Origin of the sequence: Labilithrix luteola (assembly GCF_001263205.1) — a bacterium.
GTDB classification, from domain to species: Bacteria; Myxococcota_A; Polyangia; order Polyangiales; family Polyangiaceae; genus Labilithrix; species Labilithrix luteola.
In genome coordinates this window covers 8,058,483-8,077,059 of sequence record NZ_CP012333.1, presented here as the reverse complement: position 1 = coordinate 8,077,059, position 18,577 = coordinate 8,058,483, and the positions used below count along the sequence as shown (strand labels likewise).

General features: G+C 65.4%; 14 protein-coding genes. 4 read left to right on the top strand and 10 right to left on the bottom strand.

The window, feature by feature from the left end:
* Positions 1 to 232: 232 nt before the first annotated feature.
* Both AKJ09_RS35065 and AKJ09_RS53520 read right to left on the bottom strand, forming a co-directional pair.
* Complete coding sequence (locus AKJ09_RS35065; RefSeq protein WP_169928122.1) at positions 233 to 2,200, bottom strand: DUF2079 domain-containing protein; 1,968 nt, start codon at positions 2,198 to 2,200, stop codon at positions 233 to 235.
* A gap of 70 nt (positions 2,201 to 2,270) precedes the next feature.
* Positions 2,271 to 2,981: a hypothetical protein gene (locus AKJ09_RS53520; protein WP_169928121.1), complete on the bottom strand. Its 711-nt coding sequence runs from the start codon at positions 2,979 to 2,981 to the stop codon at positions 2,271 to 2,273.
* A gap of 215 nt (positions 2,982 to 3,196) precedes the next feature.
* Here AKJ09_RS53520 and AKJ09_RS35060 point away from each other — a divergent pair, with 215 nt between their 5' ends.
* Positions 3,197 to 3,589, top strand: a complete 393-nt coding sequence (locus AKJ09_RS35060) for a hypothetical protein (RefSeq protein WP_146652202.1) — start codon at positions 3,197 to 3,199, stop codon at positions 3,587 to 3,589.
* 25 nt (positions 3,590 to 3,614) lie between these two features.
* On the opposite strand, the gene AKJ09_RS35055 is transcribed toward AKJ09_RS35060, so the two are convergent.
* From AKJ09_RS35055 to AKJ09_RS35030, 6 genes are all read right to left on the bottom strand, one after another.
* Positions 3,615 to 4,043, bottom strand: coding sequence for a universal stress protein (locus AKJ09_RS35055; RefSeq protein WP_169928119.1), 429 nt, complete (start codon positions 4,041 to 4,043; stop codon positions 3,615 to 3,617).
* Positions 4,044 to 4,175: 132 nt separating this feature from the next.
* Positions 4,176 to 6,755 (bottom strand): glycogen/starch/alpha-glucan phosphorylase, encoded by a 2,580-nt coding sequence (locus AKJ09_RS35050; RefSeq protein WP_146652200.1) that lies wholly within the window; start codon positions 6,753 to 6,755, stop codon positions 4,176 to 4,178.
* Positions 6,756 to 6,825: 70 nt separating this feature from the next.
* Positions 6,826 to 7,896, bottom strand: a complete 1,071-nt coding sequence (locus AKJ09_RS35045) for a hypothetical protein (protein ID WP_146652199.1) — start codon at positions 7,894 to 7,896, stop codon at positions 6,826 to 6,828.
* A 36-nt stretch (positions 7,897 to 7,932) separates the two neighbouring features.
* Positions 7,933 to 8,853: a ribose-phosphate diphosphokinase gene (gene prs, locus AKJ09_RS35040; protein WP_146652198.1), complete on the bottom strand. Its 921-nt coding sequence runs from the start codon at positions 8,851 to 8,853 to the stop codon at positions 7,933 to 7,935.
* A gap of 45 nt (positions 8,854 to 8,898) precedes the next feature.
* Positions 8,899 to 9,780: an ATP-grasp domain-containing protein gene (locus AKJ09_RS35035; RefSeq protein WP_146652197.1), complete on the bottom strand. Its 882-nt coding sequence runs from the start codon at positions 9,778 to 9,780 to the stop codon at positions 8,899 to 8,901.
* Positions 9,750 to 10,550, bottom strand: a complete 801-nt coding sequence (locus AKJ09_RS35030; protein ID WP_146652196.1) for a ferritin-like domain-containing protein — start codon at positions 10,548 to 10,550, stop codon at positions 9,750 to 9,752. Before AKJ09_RS35030 ends, AKJ09_RS35035 begins: the two co-directional genes overlap by 31 nt.
* Positions 10,551 to 10,703: 153 nt before the next feature.
* Between AKJ09_RS35030 and AKJ09_RS35025 the strand changes: the two genes are divergently transcribed.
* The 3 genes from AKJ09_RS35025 (at position 10,704) to lon (ending at position 15,022) form a co-directional block, all read left to right on the top strand.
* The gene (locus AKJ09_RS35025) at positions 10,704 to 11,234 is read left to right on the top strand and encodes an LEA type 2 family protein (protein WP_146652195.1); all 531 of its coding nucleotides are present in this window, start codon (positions 10,704 to 10,706) and stop codon (positions 11,232 to 11,234) included.
* Between the two features lie 40 nt (positions 11,235 to 11,274).
* The gene (locus AKJ09_RS35020) at positions 11,275 to 12,399 is read left to right on the top strand and encodes a sensor histidine kinase (RefSeq protein WP_146652194.1); all 1,125 of its coding nucleotides are present in this window, start codon (positions 11,275 to 11,277) and stop codon (positions 12,397 to 12,399) included.
* A gap of 181 nt (positions 12,400 to 12,580) precedes the next feature.
* Positions 12,581 to 15,022, top strand: coding sequence for an endopeptidase La (lon, locus tag AKJ09_RS35015; protein WP_146652193.1), 2,442 nt, complete (start codon positions 12,581 to 12,583; stop codon positions 15,020 to 15,022).
* Positions 15,023 to 15,594: 572 nt separating this feature from the next.
* On the opposite strand, the gene AKJ09_RS35010 is transcribed toward lon, so the two are convergent.
* Together AKJ09_RS35010 and AKJ09_RS35005 are read right to left on the bottom strand one after the other, a co-directional pair.
* Complete coding sequence (locus tag AKJ09_RS35010; RefSeq protein WP_146652192.1) at positions 15,595 to 17,466, bottom strand: BamA/TamA family outer membrane protein; 1,872 nt, start codon at positions 17,464 to 17,466, stop codon at positions 15,595 to 15,597.
* A gap of 42 nt (positions 17,467 to 17,508) precedes the next feature.
* A complete protein-coding gene (locus AKJ09_RS35005) occupies positions 17,509 to 18,306 on the bottom strand; it encodes an endonuclease/exonuclease/phosphatase family protein (protein WP_146652191.1) in 798 nt (265 codons plus the stop codon).
* Positions 18,307 to 18,577: the final 271 nt, after the last annotated feature.

The window sequence follows — 18,577 nt, the reverse complement described above, 5'->3', positions numbered from 1 at the left end:
TAGCCAGCTCCCCCCGTCGTGTCGCCTGCGTTCCGCCCCCTGCGCCATCGTTGTCGAGCGTCATCGACACCGTTGCGCCGCGGTGGCGTCCAACAAGCCGTCGCGCCCCGGTGGATCGCGTGTGAACGAATTCGCACGGAAGTGCGCGTAGCCAAGCGGCCTCAGGCGTTCCGAAATGCGCCGCGCGATTTGGGAGCGAGCGCCTCGAGGCGGAGGAGATTCGCCGTGGCCTTCATCGAGTGCAGGGCGCGTCCAGCGTCGCCTCGAGGCGTGCAACGTACTCGGCATTGCGAGTCGTCGGCTTGCCTCGGCCGATGAGCACGACATTTCGATCGCCGTAGACCACCCCGAACTCGTTCGATCGGAGGTGCTCGAGCAGGTAGGCACGCTCGCTCTGGCAGGACGAGGGCAGATTCGACGCGTCGATGTCGATGAGCGCCCAATCGCAGAACTTGCCCCACGGCACGATGAACGCGCCCTTCCGGTGCGCGATCGGAGTGAGGAGGTGGCCGGTTGCGCGAACGCATGCGTCGGGGGGAACCTGAGCGACCGCCGCGCGGATCGCCCGCGCGTCATCGCCGTACCTGCCGATACGCGCGTCGAGCGTCGCTTGTGCAGTGCGCGGGTTCAGGACGGGATTCACCCCGACCTTCCCGCCGAGAAGACACGTGGAGACGAATGCGCCCACAACGAGCGCGAGCTGCATCCGGTCGTCGAATCGAACGAGACCGGCAAGGGTGACGACGTAAAGAAAAGGCAGGACCGGCGCAGCGTAATGAAAATGAATGTCGTACTGGGCCGTGAACGACGACAGCATGCTGAAGAGGAAGCCCGGCACCAGCAGCAACAGCGCTCGCCGCCCGAAGATGGGCATGAAGGCGACGGGGATGAGGATCTCGACGACGTATTCCCATTTCTCGAGCGACGCGACGATGTAGCGAAGCGTGTAGGCCGGGTTCGTCACGATCGTGCCGATCATCGCCCCCTTGCCCGTGGTCCCTGCGCGAAGAAGCCCGAGGTACCGATCGTCGAAGACATAAGGCGCCGTGCCGCGGAGGGCTGGCATGAAGACGACGTGGACGGCCGCGAGATAGATCGCTGCAACGACCATGAGCTTCGTCGCGAACGCTCGTCGATTGCCAAGCAGCCACAGGTAAGCGCCGAAGACCGCGACATACGCGGGAGTATCCTCACGAATCGACAGGATCAGCACGGCGAGGACCCACGCGAGACGCATGCGTCCGACCTCGATGGCCCAAATCAGGCCGAGCATCATCGGCACGAACAAGCAGATCTCGTGGTACTCGTGCAGGAAGATGCCGTAGGTCGCCGGGTTGAGCACGAAGCCCGCGGCGAGCAGTAGCGAGACGCCCGGCTTCTTCGTGAGCCGCTCTGCAAGCAGGTAAGTCGGCAAAGGCGCGAGGCCGAGCGCGAGGGATTGGATGACGAGGAGCGTCTTCGGCGTCTGGTGAAAGAAGTACGCGAGCGCCGTCAGGTGATCGATCGGCGAAAAATGAGCGCCATAGTGATTGATGACGTCGTTGCTGTACATCGACGTCGCCGGAACACCCGAAGTGATGATGTTCCAGTGCATCTGGGTGAAAATAGCGATGTCCCAGCCTGCGAAGAGTGTGTCGATACTGGCCAGGGACAAGGGCATCATCAACAGCGCGTGACCCAGCCCCATCGCCAGCGCGATCCACGGACCTGCACGCCTGATCCATGGGCCGTCGAGAGCATCGAGCGCCTTGCCACGCGGCGATTGGGTCGCAAACGAGTACACGGACCACACGGTGAGGCCGCCGATCACCACGATGCAAATCAGTCGTACCGGGAGATCGACGTGCGCTTCGTAGAGCGGCCAGACGGCGAGCGGCGAAAGCAAGAACGGCTCGTGTGACGCATCCACCAGCGCGCGCGTCGGATCCTCGGCCTTGCGCCCTCGAAACGCGAACAAGAGAATGTAGGCGACCGCAGTCGCAAGCGCTATCGCGAGCGTCAGCGACAGACTGCGCTGCTCGGCATCGTTCAGGGCGTTCGAGACGACCGCGCGATCGAGGACGTCGGCCGGCCTCGTGGCGAAGAATGCGAAGGCCCCCGCCGCGTACGCGCCGGCGACGATCTTCGCGACGGCGATCCCCGCGCCGGGTGTCATCCAGCGACGGACGTTTGCTGCAAAACTCGCATTTCCCCGTGCCATTGCGCAGATGTCTACTCTGCCGCGCCGAACGAAACAAGCCGACCGCGTCGACGGGCACGCCTCGTTCGGGTCACTCGACGACGTCGCGTCGCACTCTCGACTTTTCGCGGTAGCCGCGTGGCGTCGCGAAGACCTCGTTCGGGACGGGACGAGGAACGATCCGCGTGACGGAGAACTTCGACTCACCGGCTCCGGAGACATCGGAACGACACGACGGGACGAGCACTCCCGTTTCGAGCAGCGGCAGCGCCGCGGCGCACGAGAACGCGCGCGGCGCCGGGACGGCCTTCGGCAGGCAAATTTCCAAGCTTGGACCTCGCGGCGCCACGGATCGCCAGACGTCACACCCGATGCCGGCATGCGTCTCTTCGCGGCCTGCGCTGACGAGCGGACTCGCACCGCTCGGCGACGCGAGCTCGTCCGGCAGCGGACCGTCGAAGTAGGTGTAGCGAGCATCGTCGAAGTAGCGCGCGCGGCGCGCCGCAAGGTCGTACACCGCGTGACTGACCGTGAGGATGTCGGCTCGCGCGCGATTCCCTTTGACGACGAAGTGTCCCGTCACGGGGGCCGCGAGAGGTCGCTCGACGACGACGTCGACTTCTCCTTCGAAGCCGTGCTCGCGCGGGTCTTCCAGCGCGGCCGAGGAGATCACCGTCGAGGAGGCGGGCGGCGGCTTGCGTTTTCCACAGCCAAGGCTCGTGGAGGCACACGCGGCGGCAAGACAGACGAGCAGCGCCGTCTCTCGCGCACGGCCCGCCGCCCCGAACGCTACGAACTTCATGCCAAGAAGCTAAGACGCGGCTGGGCGACGACGATGCGGCGAAGGTCCGTCGAGGGTGGGCCGAGCGTCGCGTGACGCGCCGGCGAAGGCCATGGGTCCCATGGCCCAGGCCACCGTCGAAACTGGCGCGGCCAGGTTGGAACCGAAGCCGATCACGAAATCGCTGACGAAATGGCGGCGCGCCGAAGGGCATGGCCGCTGCAGTGGGGCGGCTCATGCAGACGATGTCACTCCCTCGATCGATTCCCGACGCTCCCCTCCACGTTCTCCGCTTCGCGGCCTCGTTCCTTTGGGCGGACCATCGCATCGAAAGCTCGGAGCGCAGCTTCTTTCTCGACCTCGCACGCGAGCTGGGTCTCGAGGTGGATGCCCCTGCCGTGACGGGATTGTTGAAGCGTCCGCCCGAGCCCGAGGACATCGACCCGAACGGCGTGCCGAGCGAGCTCGCAGGTTTGGTTCGCAAGGTCGCCTTGCGTGCGATTGCGTCGGACGGAGAGGTCGCGCCGGCGGAAATGGAGATGTTCTTCTTGCTCGACGAGCTCCTGCCCGCGGGCGACCGAACGACGCGAGGCGGCGAGCCAGAGACGGACCACGAGGCTGTCGACTGAGCCCGACACCGAAGACCTTGGTCCCTCAGTCGGGCGCGCGCACGACCAGGACGGGGCACATCGCGTGGCGGAGAACGCCTTCGGCAACGCTTCCGAGAAGGACGCGCTTGAGGCCCGAACGGCCGTGGCTGCCGAGGACGATGACGTCGGCAGGCCAGGCGCCGGCGGTCTTGACGATCTCTTCCGCAGGCTTGCCGACTGGGACGAACGAGACCACCGCGCGGATGTTCCCCATGTTCGACGCCAGCTGTTCAATCAGCTTCTTGGCGTCGTCGGATGCCGTCGCGAGAAGCTCGGCGCTCGGGCAGCCGGGCGTGTAACCCTCGCAGCGTTCGATGGCGTGAACGAATCCGAGCTCTGCGGCGAGCGACTGAGCGAGCTCCACGCCGACCTTGGCCGCGTTGACCGCAATGGGGCTTTCGTCGACGGCAATGAGCACTCTCCGAATGGCCATCCCCTTCGCCGATTCAAACGGGATACCAACTCGAAGACGTGCGCTCAGCGCGCCGCGCGCGCGGCCCATCTCGAGGCCACCGCAGCGCTCGTCGGCTCGGGGAGCATGTCCCTCGAGCCGACCGCGAACGCTTCAGCCGTCGTCGTAAGGACGCAGCTCGACCTTCACCGGCTCGGCCCCCCAGATCTCCTTCGCGTATTCGCGAATGGTGCGGTCCGAAGAGAACATGCCCATGTGCGCGATGTTGCGAACCGCCATCGCGTGCCACTTCCTCGGATCGAGGAACGCATCGCTCACCTGCTTCTGACAGGCCACGTACGCATCGAAGTCCTCGAGGAGCATGTACGTGTCGTGGTCGAGCAGATTGTCCATCAGCGGACGGAACATCGACGGGTCATCGGCACTGAAGAAGCCGCTGCCAATGAGGTCGATGACCTCCTTGAGACGCGGGTTCTTGTCGTAGACGGCGCGCGGGCTGTAGCCGGTTCGCTGAAGGTCGGTCACTTCTTCGGTGGTGAGGCCGAACAGGAAGAAGTTCTCCGGTCCGACCGCATCGCGAATTTCGACGTTCGCGCCATCGAGCGTGCCGATGGTGAGCGCGCCGTTCATCGAGAGCTTCATGTTCCCGGTGCCCGACGCCTCTTTGCCCGCTGTCGAGATCTGCTCGGAGAGATCCGCCGCCGGGATGATGCGCTCGGCGAGCGACACGCGGTAGTTCGGCAGGAACGCCACGCGAAGGCGGCCTTGGAGGTCGACGTCGCCGTTGACGATCTCCGCAATGCCGTTGATCAGCTTGATGATGAGCTTCGCCGCGCGATAGCCCGGAGCGGCCTTCGCACCGAAGAGCACCGTGCGCGGAGCGGCGAGAGCCGAAGGATCACGTTTCGCGTCGAGATAGAGGCGGACGACGTGAAGCGCATTGAGCAGCTGGCGCTTGTACTCGTGGAGGCGCTTGATCTGGACGTCGTACATCGAGTCCGGATCGAAGCGGAAGCCCCAGGTCTTCGCCGCGTAGTTGGCGAAGTCGGCCTTGTTCGCGCGCTTCACCGCCCCGACGCGCTCGACGAACGACGCGTCGTTGGCGAGCGGCGCGAGCTTCTGGAGGTCGTCGAGGTTCGTCACCCAGTTCGGGCCGATGGCTTCGGTGATGAGCGCCCCGAGGCGCGGATTGCAGCTCCACAGCCAGCGGCGCGGCGTGACGCCGTTCGTCTTGTTGGAGAACTTCGCCGGAGTCATCTCCGCGAAGTCACGAAGCACATCGCGCTTGAGCAAGTCGCTGTGCAGCGCGGCGACGCCATTGACCGCGTGCGAGCCCACGACGGCGAGGTGGGCCATCGCCACCTTCTTCTCGTTGCCCTCTTCGATGATCGACATGCGCCGCACGCGGGCATCGTCGCCGGGGAAGCGCGCCATGACGCTGCGGATGAAGCGACGGTTGATCTCGTAGATGATCTGCAAGTGGCGCGGCAGAAGACGCTCGAACATCGCCACCGGCCAGCGCTCGAGCGCTTCCTGGAGCAGCGTATGGTTCGTGTAGCCGAGCGTGGCGACCGTGATCTCCCACGCGCGGTCCCACGGGATGCGATGAAGGTCGACGAGCACGCGCATCAGCTCCGCGACCGCGATCGCCGGGTGCGTGTCGTTCAACTGGATCGCGTTCTTGGCGGCGAACTCGTCGAACGTCTTGTGGGTCTTCTTGTAGCGCCGGACGATGTCCGAAATGGCGCAGGCGACGAAGAAGTACTCCTGCTTGAGGCGCAGGTCGCGGCCGGCCTGGTTCTGATCGTTCGGATACAGAACCTTGGAGATGACCTCGCTCGAGTTCTTGTCTTCGACAGCGCGGACGTAGTCGCCGTCGTTGAAGACCTTGAGGTCGAACTCGTTGCCCGCGCGCGCCTGCCAGAGGCGGAGCGTGTTGACCGTGTTGTTGCGGAAGCCCGCAATCGGAGTGTCGAACGGCACGCCGAGCACCTGCTGCGTGTCGACCCAGCGGGCGACGATCTCGCCGTTCGCGCCGATGCCTCCCTCGACGCGACCGCCGAAGTTCACGGGGACCGCGTATTCGGGGCGGACGTACTCCCACGGGTTGCCGAAGCGGAGCCACTCGTCGGGGCGCTCGACCTGCCAGCCGTTCTTGATCTCCTGCTCGAAGATGCCGAACTCGTAGCGAATGCCGTAGCCATAACCGGCGTAGCCGAGCGTGGCCATCGAATCGAGGAAGCACGCGGCGAGACGACCGAGACCGCCGTTGCCGAGCCCCGGCTCCGGCTCGTCTTCGAGGACGTCCGAGAGCTCGAGGCCTGCGCCGCGAAGGAGCTCCTTCGAGCGCTCGTAGATGTCGAGCGCCTGCAGATTGTTCGCGAGCGCGCGTCCGAGCAAGAACTCGGCGGACAGGTAGTAGATGCGTTTGGCATCGACCTTCGAGTACGTCTCCTGGGTCTGCGCCCAGCGGTACGTCAAACGATCGCGGACGGTGAAGGCGAGCGCGAAGAAGCGATCGAGGTCCGTCGAATTCGCACGGCTCTTACCCTGGGAGTACTGGAGATGATCGAGGAACGCGCGCCGCAGCGTGGCGTCGTCCATTCCCGTTCGATCGTCCTCGATGAGCGGACGCGTTCCCGTGCGCGGATCGGCATGGCGCGGTTCATTCGAGGCCTGCGCACCTGTGGAGGAGGTAGCCCCCAGAGGGCGTTCGGACGTTCGACTCGTCATGGATACGAAGCCTCACGGATCGGACGGGAGGTTTTCAACCCCAATTTCGTCCAACGACCGTGCTTCGTCGTTACTTCTTCGAGCGTCCCTGCTTGTCCTCGCCCGCGCTCGCGCCTGCGAACACGAGTACGAATGCGTGGTCCGTCGGTGCACAACCGGTGCGCCTGCAATCCTTGCCTCCAAGCGGCGCAGCGAGGCGGTAGAGCGTCACTTTGTCCCTCGTGGCGGGACTCGCCTTGCGAGCCTGCCAGGCCGAAAACCAAGGGAGCTTCTGCCAGACGTCCGTCTCTTTCACGTACTCGGGCGGGATCAAGTCGAGCTCGACGTAACGACCGCCCGACAGCGTGAACAGTTCGGGCCCGAAGCTGTAGCCTTCGAGCTTCTCGGAGGGCGACAGATCGTTGTGCATGGCGCCGCCGTACGTGACGACGAGCTTGCCGTCACCCGCGAGATTTCTTTTGTACAGCGCCGTTACGTCGGCCTGCGTCAATCGCTTGATGAGGTCGAGAGAAGCCGAAATGACGTCCGCGCCGGCATCCGCGAGGCCCGCATAATCGTCGCAGCTCGGACGGAGCAAGTGAGGCTGGATCCCGATCGCCTTCGCGCGCGTGCCGAGCGCCACGTACTCGTTCGGATTGCTCTCGGCCTGCGCCTGACGAACGGGCGCCTGTGCGCTCGCGACCTGCTTCACTTCCTTCTGGCAGCGCGGATCGCCGGCCCATGCCTCGACGAGGAGATCGCTCGCGCGTCCCTCGAGCGCAGGAAGCATCGCATCCGTGAAGCGCTTCGTCGCCGAGGCCACCTCTTCGGTGCCCTTCTGCGCGTGCGCTTCGCCGATGGCGACGATCGCCGGGTCATAGCCGAGCACCCAGCGGAACGCGTCGCTCGCCGACACGAACTCGAAACACGAAAGACCCGCCGCTCCGGCATCGCCATCCACCGCACACGTGGCGGCGCCCGGCGGAAGCGGCGGAGACCACGCGGCAGCGGCGTCCGCCGTCGCCTCCGGAGCCACGACCGGCGACGCATCGACGGCGGCCTTCGGCAGGTCAGCGCTCGGGGCCGTGTTCCGACCACACGCCAGGAGGGCGAGACTCGTCAGGCACCCGAGCGTCGTCCCCCGCAGCATGTCGTTTTTCATTCCAGCGCCTTCGTGTTCGAGATGAATCGTCCGCGGTCAGTGCCCTACGGCGTCGATGCATTCGACGAGGCGCGGGGCAATGCTCACGATGTCGGCCTTCGGAAGCTTCTGACTCCCCGGATGGGAATCGGTTCCCATAATCGACGCAAACACGTTCGACGCATGCAGTTTGTCGAGAGCGTCGCCCGGAAGGACGAGGTGGCTCGCGATCGCGTGAACCTTCGTTGCGCCCGCCGCCAGGTAGGCCTTTCCGGCCTGAATCAAGGACGAACCGGTGCGAATCATGTCGTCGTAGACCACGACTTCGCGGCCGCGCACGTCGGCATTCACCCCCGTCACGGCCGTGCTTCCACTCGCAGGATCGCGCCGCTTGTAGACGAACGCCGGCTCGACGCCGAGGTCGCGGGCCAGGCTCTGCACCCACTTCGCGCGGCCTGCGTCGCATGCTCCGAGCACGAACGGGGTCGCCCCCATGCGCTCCTGGATCTTCTTGGTAACGAGCGGCGCACCATAGATGTGGCGCGTCAGGACGCGGTCATCCAAGTAAAACTCGATGCCGTCCGTGTGGAGGTCGAAGAGGAAGACGCGCGTGCCACCTTCCGGCGCGGGGATCGACGAGAGCAACCTTGCGCGCGACTTCGCCACGACGACCTCGCCGGGGCGCACCGCTCGCTCCATCGTTGCGTAGCCGAAGTACGGCATGACGATCGCGAGCGAGCGCGCGCCGGCCCGAGCGATCCCGCTCGCGAGATCGAACACTTCGAGCCAATCGACGTCGGTGGGCGTTCCGCCGAGCACGACCACGTCGCGCCCCCAGAGCTCCGTCAGGATGCGAAGGTAGCGTTCGCCGTCTGGAAAGTACTTCCGCTCCGTTTCGCCCCGCTGGAAGTTGCCTGCCGCGAGAATGGCCGGCTCGAGATACGCGTACGACGGAATGCTGAAGAGCAGACGCGACATGATGAGGCGTACTAGAGCACGAAACGCCTCGGACCGAGAACCGGCTCAGCCCTTTCCTTCTCCACGCAAGCCGATCCCGAACCCCATCGAGTAGCGCGCGTTGATCTCGCTGCGCGGCTGGAAGAGCGTCTCCCCGCGCGCATCGCGGTACGAAAAGCCGTCCACCCCGAAAGGCCCGAAGTACCCGGCCTCGGAGAGAGCCTTTCCTACCCGCCGCACTTCGTCCTCGAACGCCGCGACAATCGACGACGGCACGTGCGCGGCGAGCTCGGTCTTCGTCCATTGGCCCCGCGCATCGCAAATCTGGCGGACGATGCGCCCGAGCTCGAGGCTGCCGTCCTGCGCGAGAACGCCGTGAAGGCCGTACTCCGCCTCGATCGTCACGTTCGGCTCGATCTGCACGCCCGCTTCGGCGAGCCCTGCGCGAAGGAAGACGAGGTCGTCGTTTGCCAGCTGGCCCGCGCGAACCACGCGCTGCCCGCGCCCCGACATGCCGTGGGCGCGCTTGATCCGCCAGGCATCGGCGAACGGCGGAGCGCCCTCGAGCTTCCTTACCGCCTCGTGCAAGTCGGTGACGAAGGCGCCGCCCTCGAGCGTGGGCCCGAGGCTCGTGCAGAACGCGCGCCCGTTGACCTCACGCAAGACCGCGACGTTGGGGTGAGGTTCCGGCACGGCGCCCGCACGCCGCAAAATCGCGAGCGCGCGCGGCGTAGGACAGAACGCGCGCCCCACTCGGGCTTTCGCCGAGTCAGGTGGCGTCGTCTCGTCGACCAGCATGTCGTCCGGTCCCAGGAGCGAACCGCGAAGCGCTTCGACGTGAGGACGCATCGCCGCGAGCACCTTCTTCGTCGGCGCATAGCGAGCCCGCGCGCCGAGCTCGAGATCTGCGTCGAGATTCAGGACCCAGGCAAGTCGACCGGCTGCCATGCATCGAGCTCGTCGAGGAAGTGGTCGGGCTGCCCTGCTTTCGCCCGCGCGTCACGCTGAAGAGGCCTACCGCGCATGAGCAGCGGCGAGAGCGGAGGAGGCAAGGCGCGGCGCCACGAATCGAACGACAGGCCGCCGGTGAACTCCGAAAACCAACGCGCCCCGAAGCGCGCGTGCGCGATCTCTTCGCGACCGACGACCTCCTGGATGCGCGCGCTCTCCTCGTCGCCCGCGGCGCGAAAACGCTCTGCGTACGAGGCCGTGTGCTCGAGGTTCGCGCTCTCGAGACCGAGCCCCATGACGGCGCAGAACGCTGCCGGATCGGGACAGGCCGGAACGCGGAGCCAGAACCAGTCGCGCACGTTGAACTCGCCGATGCGATGGCCGAGCTGTTCGATACGCGCCGCGTACATCCTCATGTGACGCGTCTCGTCGAGCAGGATGCGCAACAAACCTTTACGAAAGGTCAGCGGCGTCTCCGGAAACGCGAGCAGGGCCCAAGCCATGAGCTCCGCCGCCTGCAGCTCGTGATGCAGGAACGTGTGCATCGCCCGGGCACGACCGAGCGGTGCGGCGAGACCGCGCGTTTTCTCGGCCCGGTCGACGACGCGCAACTCCGAAGGGCGCCCCGGGGCCGAAAGCCGCCGCGCGGGCGGCGATTCTTCCCAGCGCGAAGGCGGCTCGCCGGGGTCGAGCTTGTGGGCAAGCGACGTCCCGAGGACGTAGTCCCAAGCCCACCGTTCGACGGTCTCGTTCTCCGGTGTATTCATCCGCACGACCGGCGGTCACGCTAGACCAGCAAGCACGATTCTCGAACAGATTTGGTCGGCCCCGAAAGCAACCGAGGGCATCGCCGCGCTTCCCGGCCTAGGGTAGAATCCACCTTCGTGGCCCGCCCCTCCTTCCGCACCCTAGCTTCGATCGTGTCCCTTGTAGCTCTCACCCAGACCGGGTGTGCGAGCAAGCCGACGATGCACCTGAAGCACGCCGAAGTGAGCGGGATGCGCATCGCCTTCCCGCCGAGCGTGGGGGTCGTGATGACGTCCGTGGTCGACGTCTACAACCCGAACTCGTACGACGTCGCCATCCGCGCCATGCGCGGTCAGGTCATCATCGCCGACCGCTACACGCTCCCCATCGATTTCCGCCCCACGGGCGACGGCCTCTGGCTCGCCTCTTCCGCGACCACGACCGTCCGCGTTCCGGTGACGGTCCCGATGGACCTGGCGCTCCAGCTCCTGCGCGAGACGTACACCTCCCCCGTCGTCACGTTCCGCGTCATGGGCTCGGCCGACGTCACCGCCACGCGCACGTTCAAGCTCGAGAAGGACGACTACAGCGTCGACGAGCGCGGAACGTTCACCCGCCAGCAGCTCGAGCTCGCGCTCCAGATGTTCCCGAACACGAACCCGACGTCGACCGTCGTGCCGGGAAATCGCGTCGGCGGCTACTGACCCGCCTACACGGCCGCGCCCACCGGTCGTTAACTCCCTCATGTGGAGGCCTACGCCGGAGGGTCTCACGGACCTCGGCTTGGGGATCGTGCGTGCGATCCTCGGAACAGTCACCGAAGGACTCGTGGTGACGAACGCGTCGGGCGAGGTCATTTCCTACAACCAGCGCTTCGCGACGATGTGGAAGCTCCCGGAACGCTGGGGCTTCGAAGCCGACACGCAGATGCTTCTCGCGCACTCGATTTCGATGGTGCGCCATCCCGGCCGCTTCAAGGAGCGCATCGACCAGGCCATCGACGCGCGCGAGCACGTGTTCATCGACGAGGTCGAGCTCCTCGACGGCCGCATCTTCGAGCGCTCCAAGTACCCCGTCATCACGAGCGACGGCGAGGTCTCGGCCCGGGTGTGGTGCTACCGCGAGGTCTCCGCGCAGCGTCACCTCGCCGAACAGCGGCTGGTGGTCTCCGAGCGCCTGGCGTCGGTGGCGCAGTTCGTCGCCAGCGTCACGCACGACATCAACAATCCGCTGATGTCGATCTCCGCGAACGTCGACTACGTCCTCTCGGAGCTCGAAGACGATCCTCGCTCGCCGGCCGTGCTGCCGGTCCGCGAGGCCCTCGAGGACGTCCGCGAGGGTCTCGACCGCATCCGTGTACTCGTCCGCGACCTCGGCGCATTCTCGAGGCTCGACCAGCAGACGAATGCGCCCTCGGACGTCCGCGCCATTCTCGAATCGGCCATCACGATGGCGGGCTCACGGCCGAGCGAGATCCCGCCGATCGAGCTCCAGGTCGAGCCAGTCCCCTTCGTCGCAGCCGACGAAGCACGGCTTTCGCGCGTTTTTCTCAACCTCATCCTCAACGCGGCGCAGTCCTTCGAAGAGGTTCGGAGCGCGGGGAACGTCGTCGTCATTCGCACCGCCAAGACGCCCGCAGGCAACGTCCGCATCGAGTTCGAGGACAATGGCAAAGGCCTGACGGAGATGGAGCTGGAGGGCGTCTTCGACCCGTTCGTGCCCGTCTCTCCGCAGAGTCCAGGCACGGGCCTTCGCCTCGTGCTCTGCAAGAACATCGTCGAGAAGCTCGGCGGCACGCTGCGCGTCCAAAGCGAGCTCGGACGCGGCTCACGCTTCACGATCGAGTTGCCTCCAGCGTTTCGACGCTGAGCGGCCTTCCTCGTTCCAATCCGATGTTCGGAGTCGTCGCTCGGTTGCGCCGAGCTCGCGAGTAGGCACAGTCCTTGACGAGGCGTCGATCGACCTTAGCTTCGACTTACCGCCCAACGCCGTGGCGAAAAGGTTTCGCCGAGCGGCGCAGGCACACGTCCCGTCCGAGGAGACAAACTCGATGAGCACCCTTCGCAGCGGTGTGCCGGCCCCCATTTCTCCGGTCGCCGTTCTCCCCCTCCGTAGCGGCGTCCTCTTTCCGGGCGCCACACTCACGTTCGCGGTCGGCAGGCCGCGTTCCGTCGCGCTGCTTCGTAATCTCTACCCTGGCGACATCGTCGTCACCTTTTCTCAGCGTGATCCGCGCACGCTCGATCTCGGCTCCGAAGACCTTCACCCCTACGGAACGTACGCTCGGGTGAAGAGCGTTGCTCGCCGCGGTGAGCGGGAATTCGAGCTCTCGCTCGAAGGTCTCGACCGCGCTCGTTTCGAGAGCTTCACGTCGGCCGATCCCTTCTACAAGGCGGAAGTCACGCTTCTCGAAGAGACGAACGGCGATACGCCCGAGGCGCATGAGCTCGCCCGTGCACTGAAGCTCGAAGTCGAAGGCCTCGTCCGCGATGCCGGTGGCGCCCTCGCCCAGATCGAGCTCGACGAGTCCGACGCGAGCGGATTCGCCGATCGCATCGCCGCCTTGCTCGATCTTCCCGCCCCGCAGGAGATCGAAATCCTGGGTGAGCCCGACGTTCCGAGCCGCATTCGCCTCCTCGTGAAGCGGATCGGCGAGGCCAAGGCTCAGGCCGAGGTCCGCTCCAAGATCGAAACCGAGGTTCGCAAGGAGCTCGGCAAGAACCAGCGCGAACACGTGCTGCGTGAGCAGATGCGCGCCATCAAGAAGGAGCTTGGTGAAGGCGGCGGCGACGACGAGCTCGCAAACCTCCGCCAGCGCCTCGACGAGGCGAACCTGCCTGACGACGCCCGCAAGGTCGCCGATCGTGAGCTTCGCAGGCTCGAGAGCATGGGTGGCCAGGGCGCGGAAACCCACGTCATTCGCAACTACCTCGAACTGATCGCCGATCTGCCTTGGTCGAAGCGCGCGAGCGAAAAGATCGACCTCGACAAGATCGCCGAGCAGCTGAACGAGGATCACTACGGCCTCGAGGACATCAAGAAGCGCATCCTCGAGCACGTGGCCGTGCTGAAGCTCTCGAACGATCGCGCCGAAGAGTCCGCCAAGGACCTCGGCAAGAAAGAAGAGCCTCGCCTCACCGGAACGCTGCTTTGCTTCGTCGGACCGCCGGGCGTCGGCAAGACGTCTCTCGGTCAGTCGATCGCCGACGCGACCGGTCGTCCGTTCGTCCGCGTCGCCCTCGGCGGCGTCCGTGACGAGGCGGAGATCCGAGGCCATCGCCGCACGTACGTCGGTGCGCTCCCCGGCCGAATCCTCCACGCCCTCCGCAAGGCCGGCGTGAAGAACCCGGTCGTCCTGCTCGACGAGGTCGACAAGATGACGGCCGGCTGGGCGGGCTCTCCGGAGGCCGCGCTTCTCGAGGTCCTCGACCCCGAGCAGAACCGGACCTTCACCGACCACTACCTCGAGCTCCCGTTCGACCTTTCGGAGGTGATGTTCATTTGCACGGCGAACACCCTCGAGACGCTGAGCGCTCCACTGCGCGACCGCCTCGAGATCGTCGAGCTGACGGGCTACACCCCGGACGAGAAGGTCCACATTGCCAGGAAGCACCTCGTCGCCAAGCGCACGAAGGATCACGGCATCGCCGAGGACCAGCTCGTCATCACCGACGAGGCCATCGAGCGGATCGTTCGCGACTACACCCGTGAAGCGGGCGTTCGTCAGCTCGATCGCGAGATCAAGAAGGTTTGCCGTGCGGCAGCCCTCGAGGTCGCGCGACGAAGCAAGAAGTCCGAGACTCCGCTCAGCATCGGACCGGAAGACCTCGTCAAACACCTCGGCAAGCCGAAGTTCGAGAGCGAGGTTGCAGAGCGCACGTCGATTGCCGGCGTCGTCACCGGTCTCGCTTGGACTCCCTTCGGCGGGTCCATCCTCTTCGTCGAGACCTCGCGCATGCCTGGTCGCGGCTCGGTGGAGATCACCGGCCAGCTCGGCGACGTCATGAAAGAGTCGGCGCGCGCCGCCCTCACCTACGTGAGAAGCAACGCGAGCCAGCTCGGCATCCGTCCCGAGGTCGTCGAAGGCCAAGACGTCCACATCCACGTCCCTGCGGGCGCAGTCCCCAAGGACGGCCCCAGCGCGGGTGTGACGATCTTCACGGCGCTCGTGTCGCTCTTCACCGGCCGTCGCATCAAGCCCGATACGGCCATGACCGGCGAAGCGACCCTGCGCGGACGCGTGCTCCCCGTCGGCGGCATCAAGGCGAAGGTCTTGGCCGCGCATCGGGCCGGCATCAAGCGGGTCATCCTTCCCGCGAAAGTTGCCCGCGACCTGGACGACGTTCCGGCAGAGGTGCGTGAGCAGCTCGAGTTCATCCTCGTCGAAGACATGAAGCAGGTCATCGAGGCGGCGCTCGAGAAGGAGCCGTCGGAGCTGCCCACCGTGTTCGGTGGAACGTCCCGCAAGGACTCCCCCGCCGCCCACGCGTGAGCCCGAATCGATAGGCTAAATACCGAATAGCCAGCAAAGGCCAGGCGATGAAGGTCGTCTGGCCTTTCGCTTTTTGTCGAATTCTCTTGGCTCACTGGCGAGACTGCCAAGTCCGAGCAGTACGTCACCAGCAGAAGAAATTTCACAGGAAGGGCAGAAGATCGGAAGGATGCCCCGTCTCACTTCCATCATGGGGCGTCGTGGTGCTCGTGAATTCCTTCGGAATTCACTCGCGGAGGGAGTCATGTCTCTCGCGACCGACAGCGCCTTCCTACGTCGAAACCGACTCTCGTCCTGCGATGCGCCCAACGTTCGAGCGCTCGCCCTGCTGGAGCGTGGTTGGTCACGATCACGTCGCAACGTCGGAAGGCGCCGGTCGGACGCGTGCGAGACTCCCCCACGCGAGTGAATTGCGCAGCAATTCACGAGCACCGTAAGGCTACAGGACGCAAGCGAGGCGGGGCCCCTTCCGATCTTCCGTGCTTCCTGTGAAATCCATCTCGCGATTCCATCTTCGCACTTCGACCATCGCGCGAAAGGTGATGGCGAAGAAATGACGGGATACGCGACGTCTACGGGCCGAAGGCCTGGTTGAACGAGAAGTAGAAGCCGACGGGGTCGACGCGCGTGAGAACGCCGGTCTGTGGGAAGGGGCCGCGCTCGATCGGAAACGCGAGGTCCGCACGGAAGACGGCGCGGTTGACCTGCGGGAAGAGCGCACGAATACCGACGCCGAGCGACTGCTTGGCGTGCAGGTTGCTGAAGCCGTCGGCCGCGTCGCCAACGTCGTAGAAGGCCACGCCGCCGAGCTGACACGACACGACGGAGATCGACGTCGAGCGGAACTCGAGGTTGTAGAAGATGGAGTCTTTTCCGTAGAAGAAATTGGACGGATATCCACGCAAGCGGTCGTCACCGCCGGTGAGCGTTCGCGCGCGGAGATAGTTCTGATAGCGATTGAGAAACGACGTATTCATGACGACGCGCCCGATGCCGATGCGCGGCGACACGGCGCCGAACGACGCTCCGACCGAAGCGTCGGTCACGTTCCCCTCGTTCCACTCCGAGAACCAAGTCACGTTGGCTCCGACGAGGCCGTCGCCGATCGGCAGCGTATACCCCGCGTGCGCGGACGCGCCGAGGATGTTGCGCGTGGAGCCCAGGCCCTTGAAGACCGGATAGAACGACGCACCGACGTCGTGACCGAGGCGGAAGTCCTCCTGCAGCGCGAGCGTGTTGACGTCGAGCGTGCGGAGGAAGCTCGTGGAATACGTGGCCCACGAGATCGACGGATAAACGCGCGTCTCGCCCTGCGGCACGAATCTTTGCACGAAGTCCGCCGCAGCACGCGGGTTGTATTGCGAGAGATCGCCGGGGTCGTACGACGAGTTGCCGGCGTTGAATGCCAGCGCGAAGTTGTTCTTGATGGCCCAACCGAACGAGCGCGTCACGGACGCCGAAGCGCTGTACGTGCGGCTCCGGTACTCGGTGGGAATGGCGTCGAACCCTTGGGTGGTGAGGGAGTCGAAGAGGCCGACGTGCGCGTTGACGTAGCGGCGATACTCGTAATTCAGAAACGACGCGCCTGTATTCCAAGCCCATTCGGTTCGCGTGGAGTAGAGCGGCTGACCGATCGAAAATGAGGCGCCGGAGCCTTCGGGCGTGAAGGTTCTGCGATTGATGTAGATGCTCCCGCCCGCCGAAGCGCCGATCCACGAGGTGCCGAACCGCGGGATTTTGTAGCCGGCCCCGAGCGTGTACGACTCGGGTTGGTAGGTGAACGAGGTCTGGAGCGTGTGGTGCCGCCCAAGGAGGTTCGTCTCCTGCGGCACGATGAGGAGCCGTTCGAGACCGCCGGGCGTGACCGAGAGATCGAACGAGAGGCGGAGGCTCCAGATGTCCTTCGTGATGATGAGGAGGCGAACCTTGTCCGGCTCCGTTCCCTTCAGCGGGACGATGATGACGACCGAGACCTGCAGCGGCATGTTCGTCCGCATGTTGCGGGCGGTCTCGTCGACGAGGACCTGGACGTACTCGTCCCCTTCCTTGAGGAGCATCTCGCGACGGATGACGTAGTCGCGTGACGTGTAGTGCAGCGCGTTGAGCATCCCGCGCGTCACGTACTTGCCGACGGGCGAGAGGATCGGGATGGGCTTCAGCAGCTCGGGCCCAGGATCGCGGTCCTCGAGGACCTCGATGCGGGTCGTATCGATCCGCTCGATGACCTTGCCCTCGGGCGAAGGGTCGACCTCCAGGCCGGTGCCCTTCAAGGCGCGGCGGATGGTCTCCTTCTCGTACGGGGAGTACTCGGTCGTCTGGGAGGTAGGCTTCTGCGCTCGAGCCTCGCCTGCCACGAACGTGATGGCTGCTGCGGCGACGCCCGATAACGCAAGCGACGATACGAACGACAAGGAAGAGAGGGCCTTGCGCCCGAAGCTCTGCACGCGGTCATCCTACAGGACCTCGGGCCGACTTCGTGGGCGAACTCAACGACCTGCAGTGATCGTCGCCACCACCCCGAAGTGGTCGCTCGGGAAGACGTCCCCTGAGGGAGAATCGAAGCAAACGCGAGCGTCTTGCGGCTCGCCGCGCTGGGCGTCGTCCGGACCTCTTACGAAAATGTAATCGATGCGGCGGTCCGGTTCGCGGAGGGGCTCGGCGAAGGTGTTGCGCTTCGAGAAGGTGATCCCCGGAGACCCGTCGCCTGCCACGCCGAAGGCATCCGCGAAGTAGACGCAGGGGCCGCCGAGTCCGGTGTAGCCGCGCATGAAGCGGATCTCGTCGGAATCCGTCTCCGCGTTGAAGTCTCCGACCACGATGGGAGGAAACCCGTTGAGCGGTGCCCTCTCCGCGATGACGGCGGCCAAGGCGCGAACCTGCAGCTGCCGCACGTGACCGTGGTGGAACTTCCAATTGAGGTGTGTGCAGAAGAACGGGATCTTGCCATAAGGCGAATCGAGCTCCGCGTAGCCGATCGATCGCGTCTCGTTCGAACCACCGGTCGGGAGCGGAATCGTCTCGCTCCGCAGGATGGGCCAACGCGAGAGGATCGCGTTGCCCACCGGATAGCCGTGATTCTCGGCCGCTTGAGCCCAAGCGATGTGGTAGCCGAGCCCGTCGCTCACCATCGCGGCCTGGTCGAATCCTGGATAACGCAGGACCTCCTGCATCCCCATCACATCGGGTGCGAGTTTCGCGATGCCGTCGTGAATCAACGGCAGGCGCTCTTCCCAGGGGCCAAAGCGATTCCAGATGTTGAGCGTTGCAACGCGAAACGTACGCATGACGGCTTCCTCCCCATGAGACCGGGGTACCCGTTTCGGCGCAAGCGAAGAACGTCATCTGGCGAAACGCGGGCGGCACGGCGGCACGGCCCAGTAGCGTTCGACTGCGACGCGAGCGTGACGAAACGCGGCGGGCGAGACCGAACGCATGGCACGCGGAGAGCGTCAGGGGTCGGTGGGCAGCGCTTTCCGTGCATGGGCCTCAGGCAGCGCGAGCATCGACGCGGCTGGCATCTCGTTCGCTCCTGCCCATGCGGACCGGTGGCGAAAG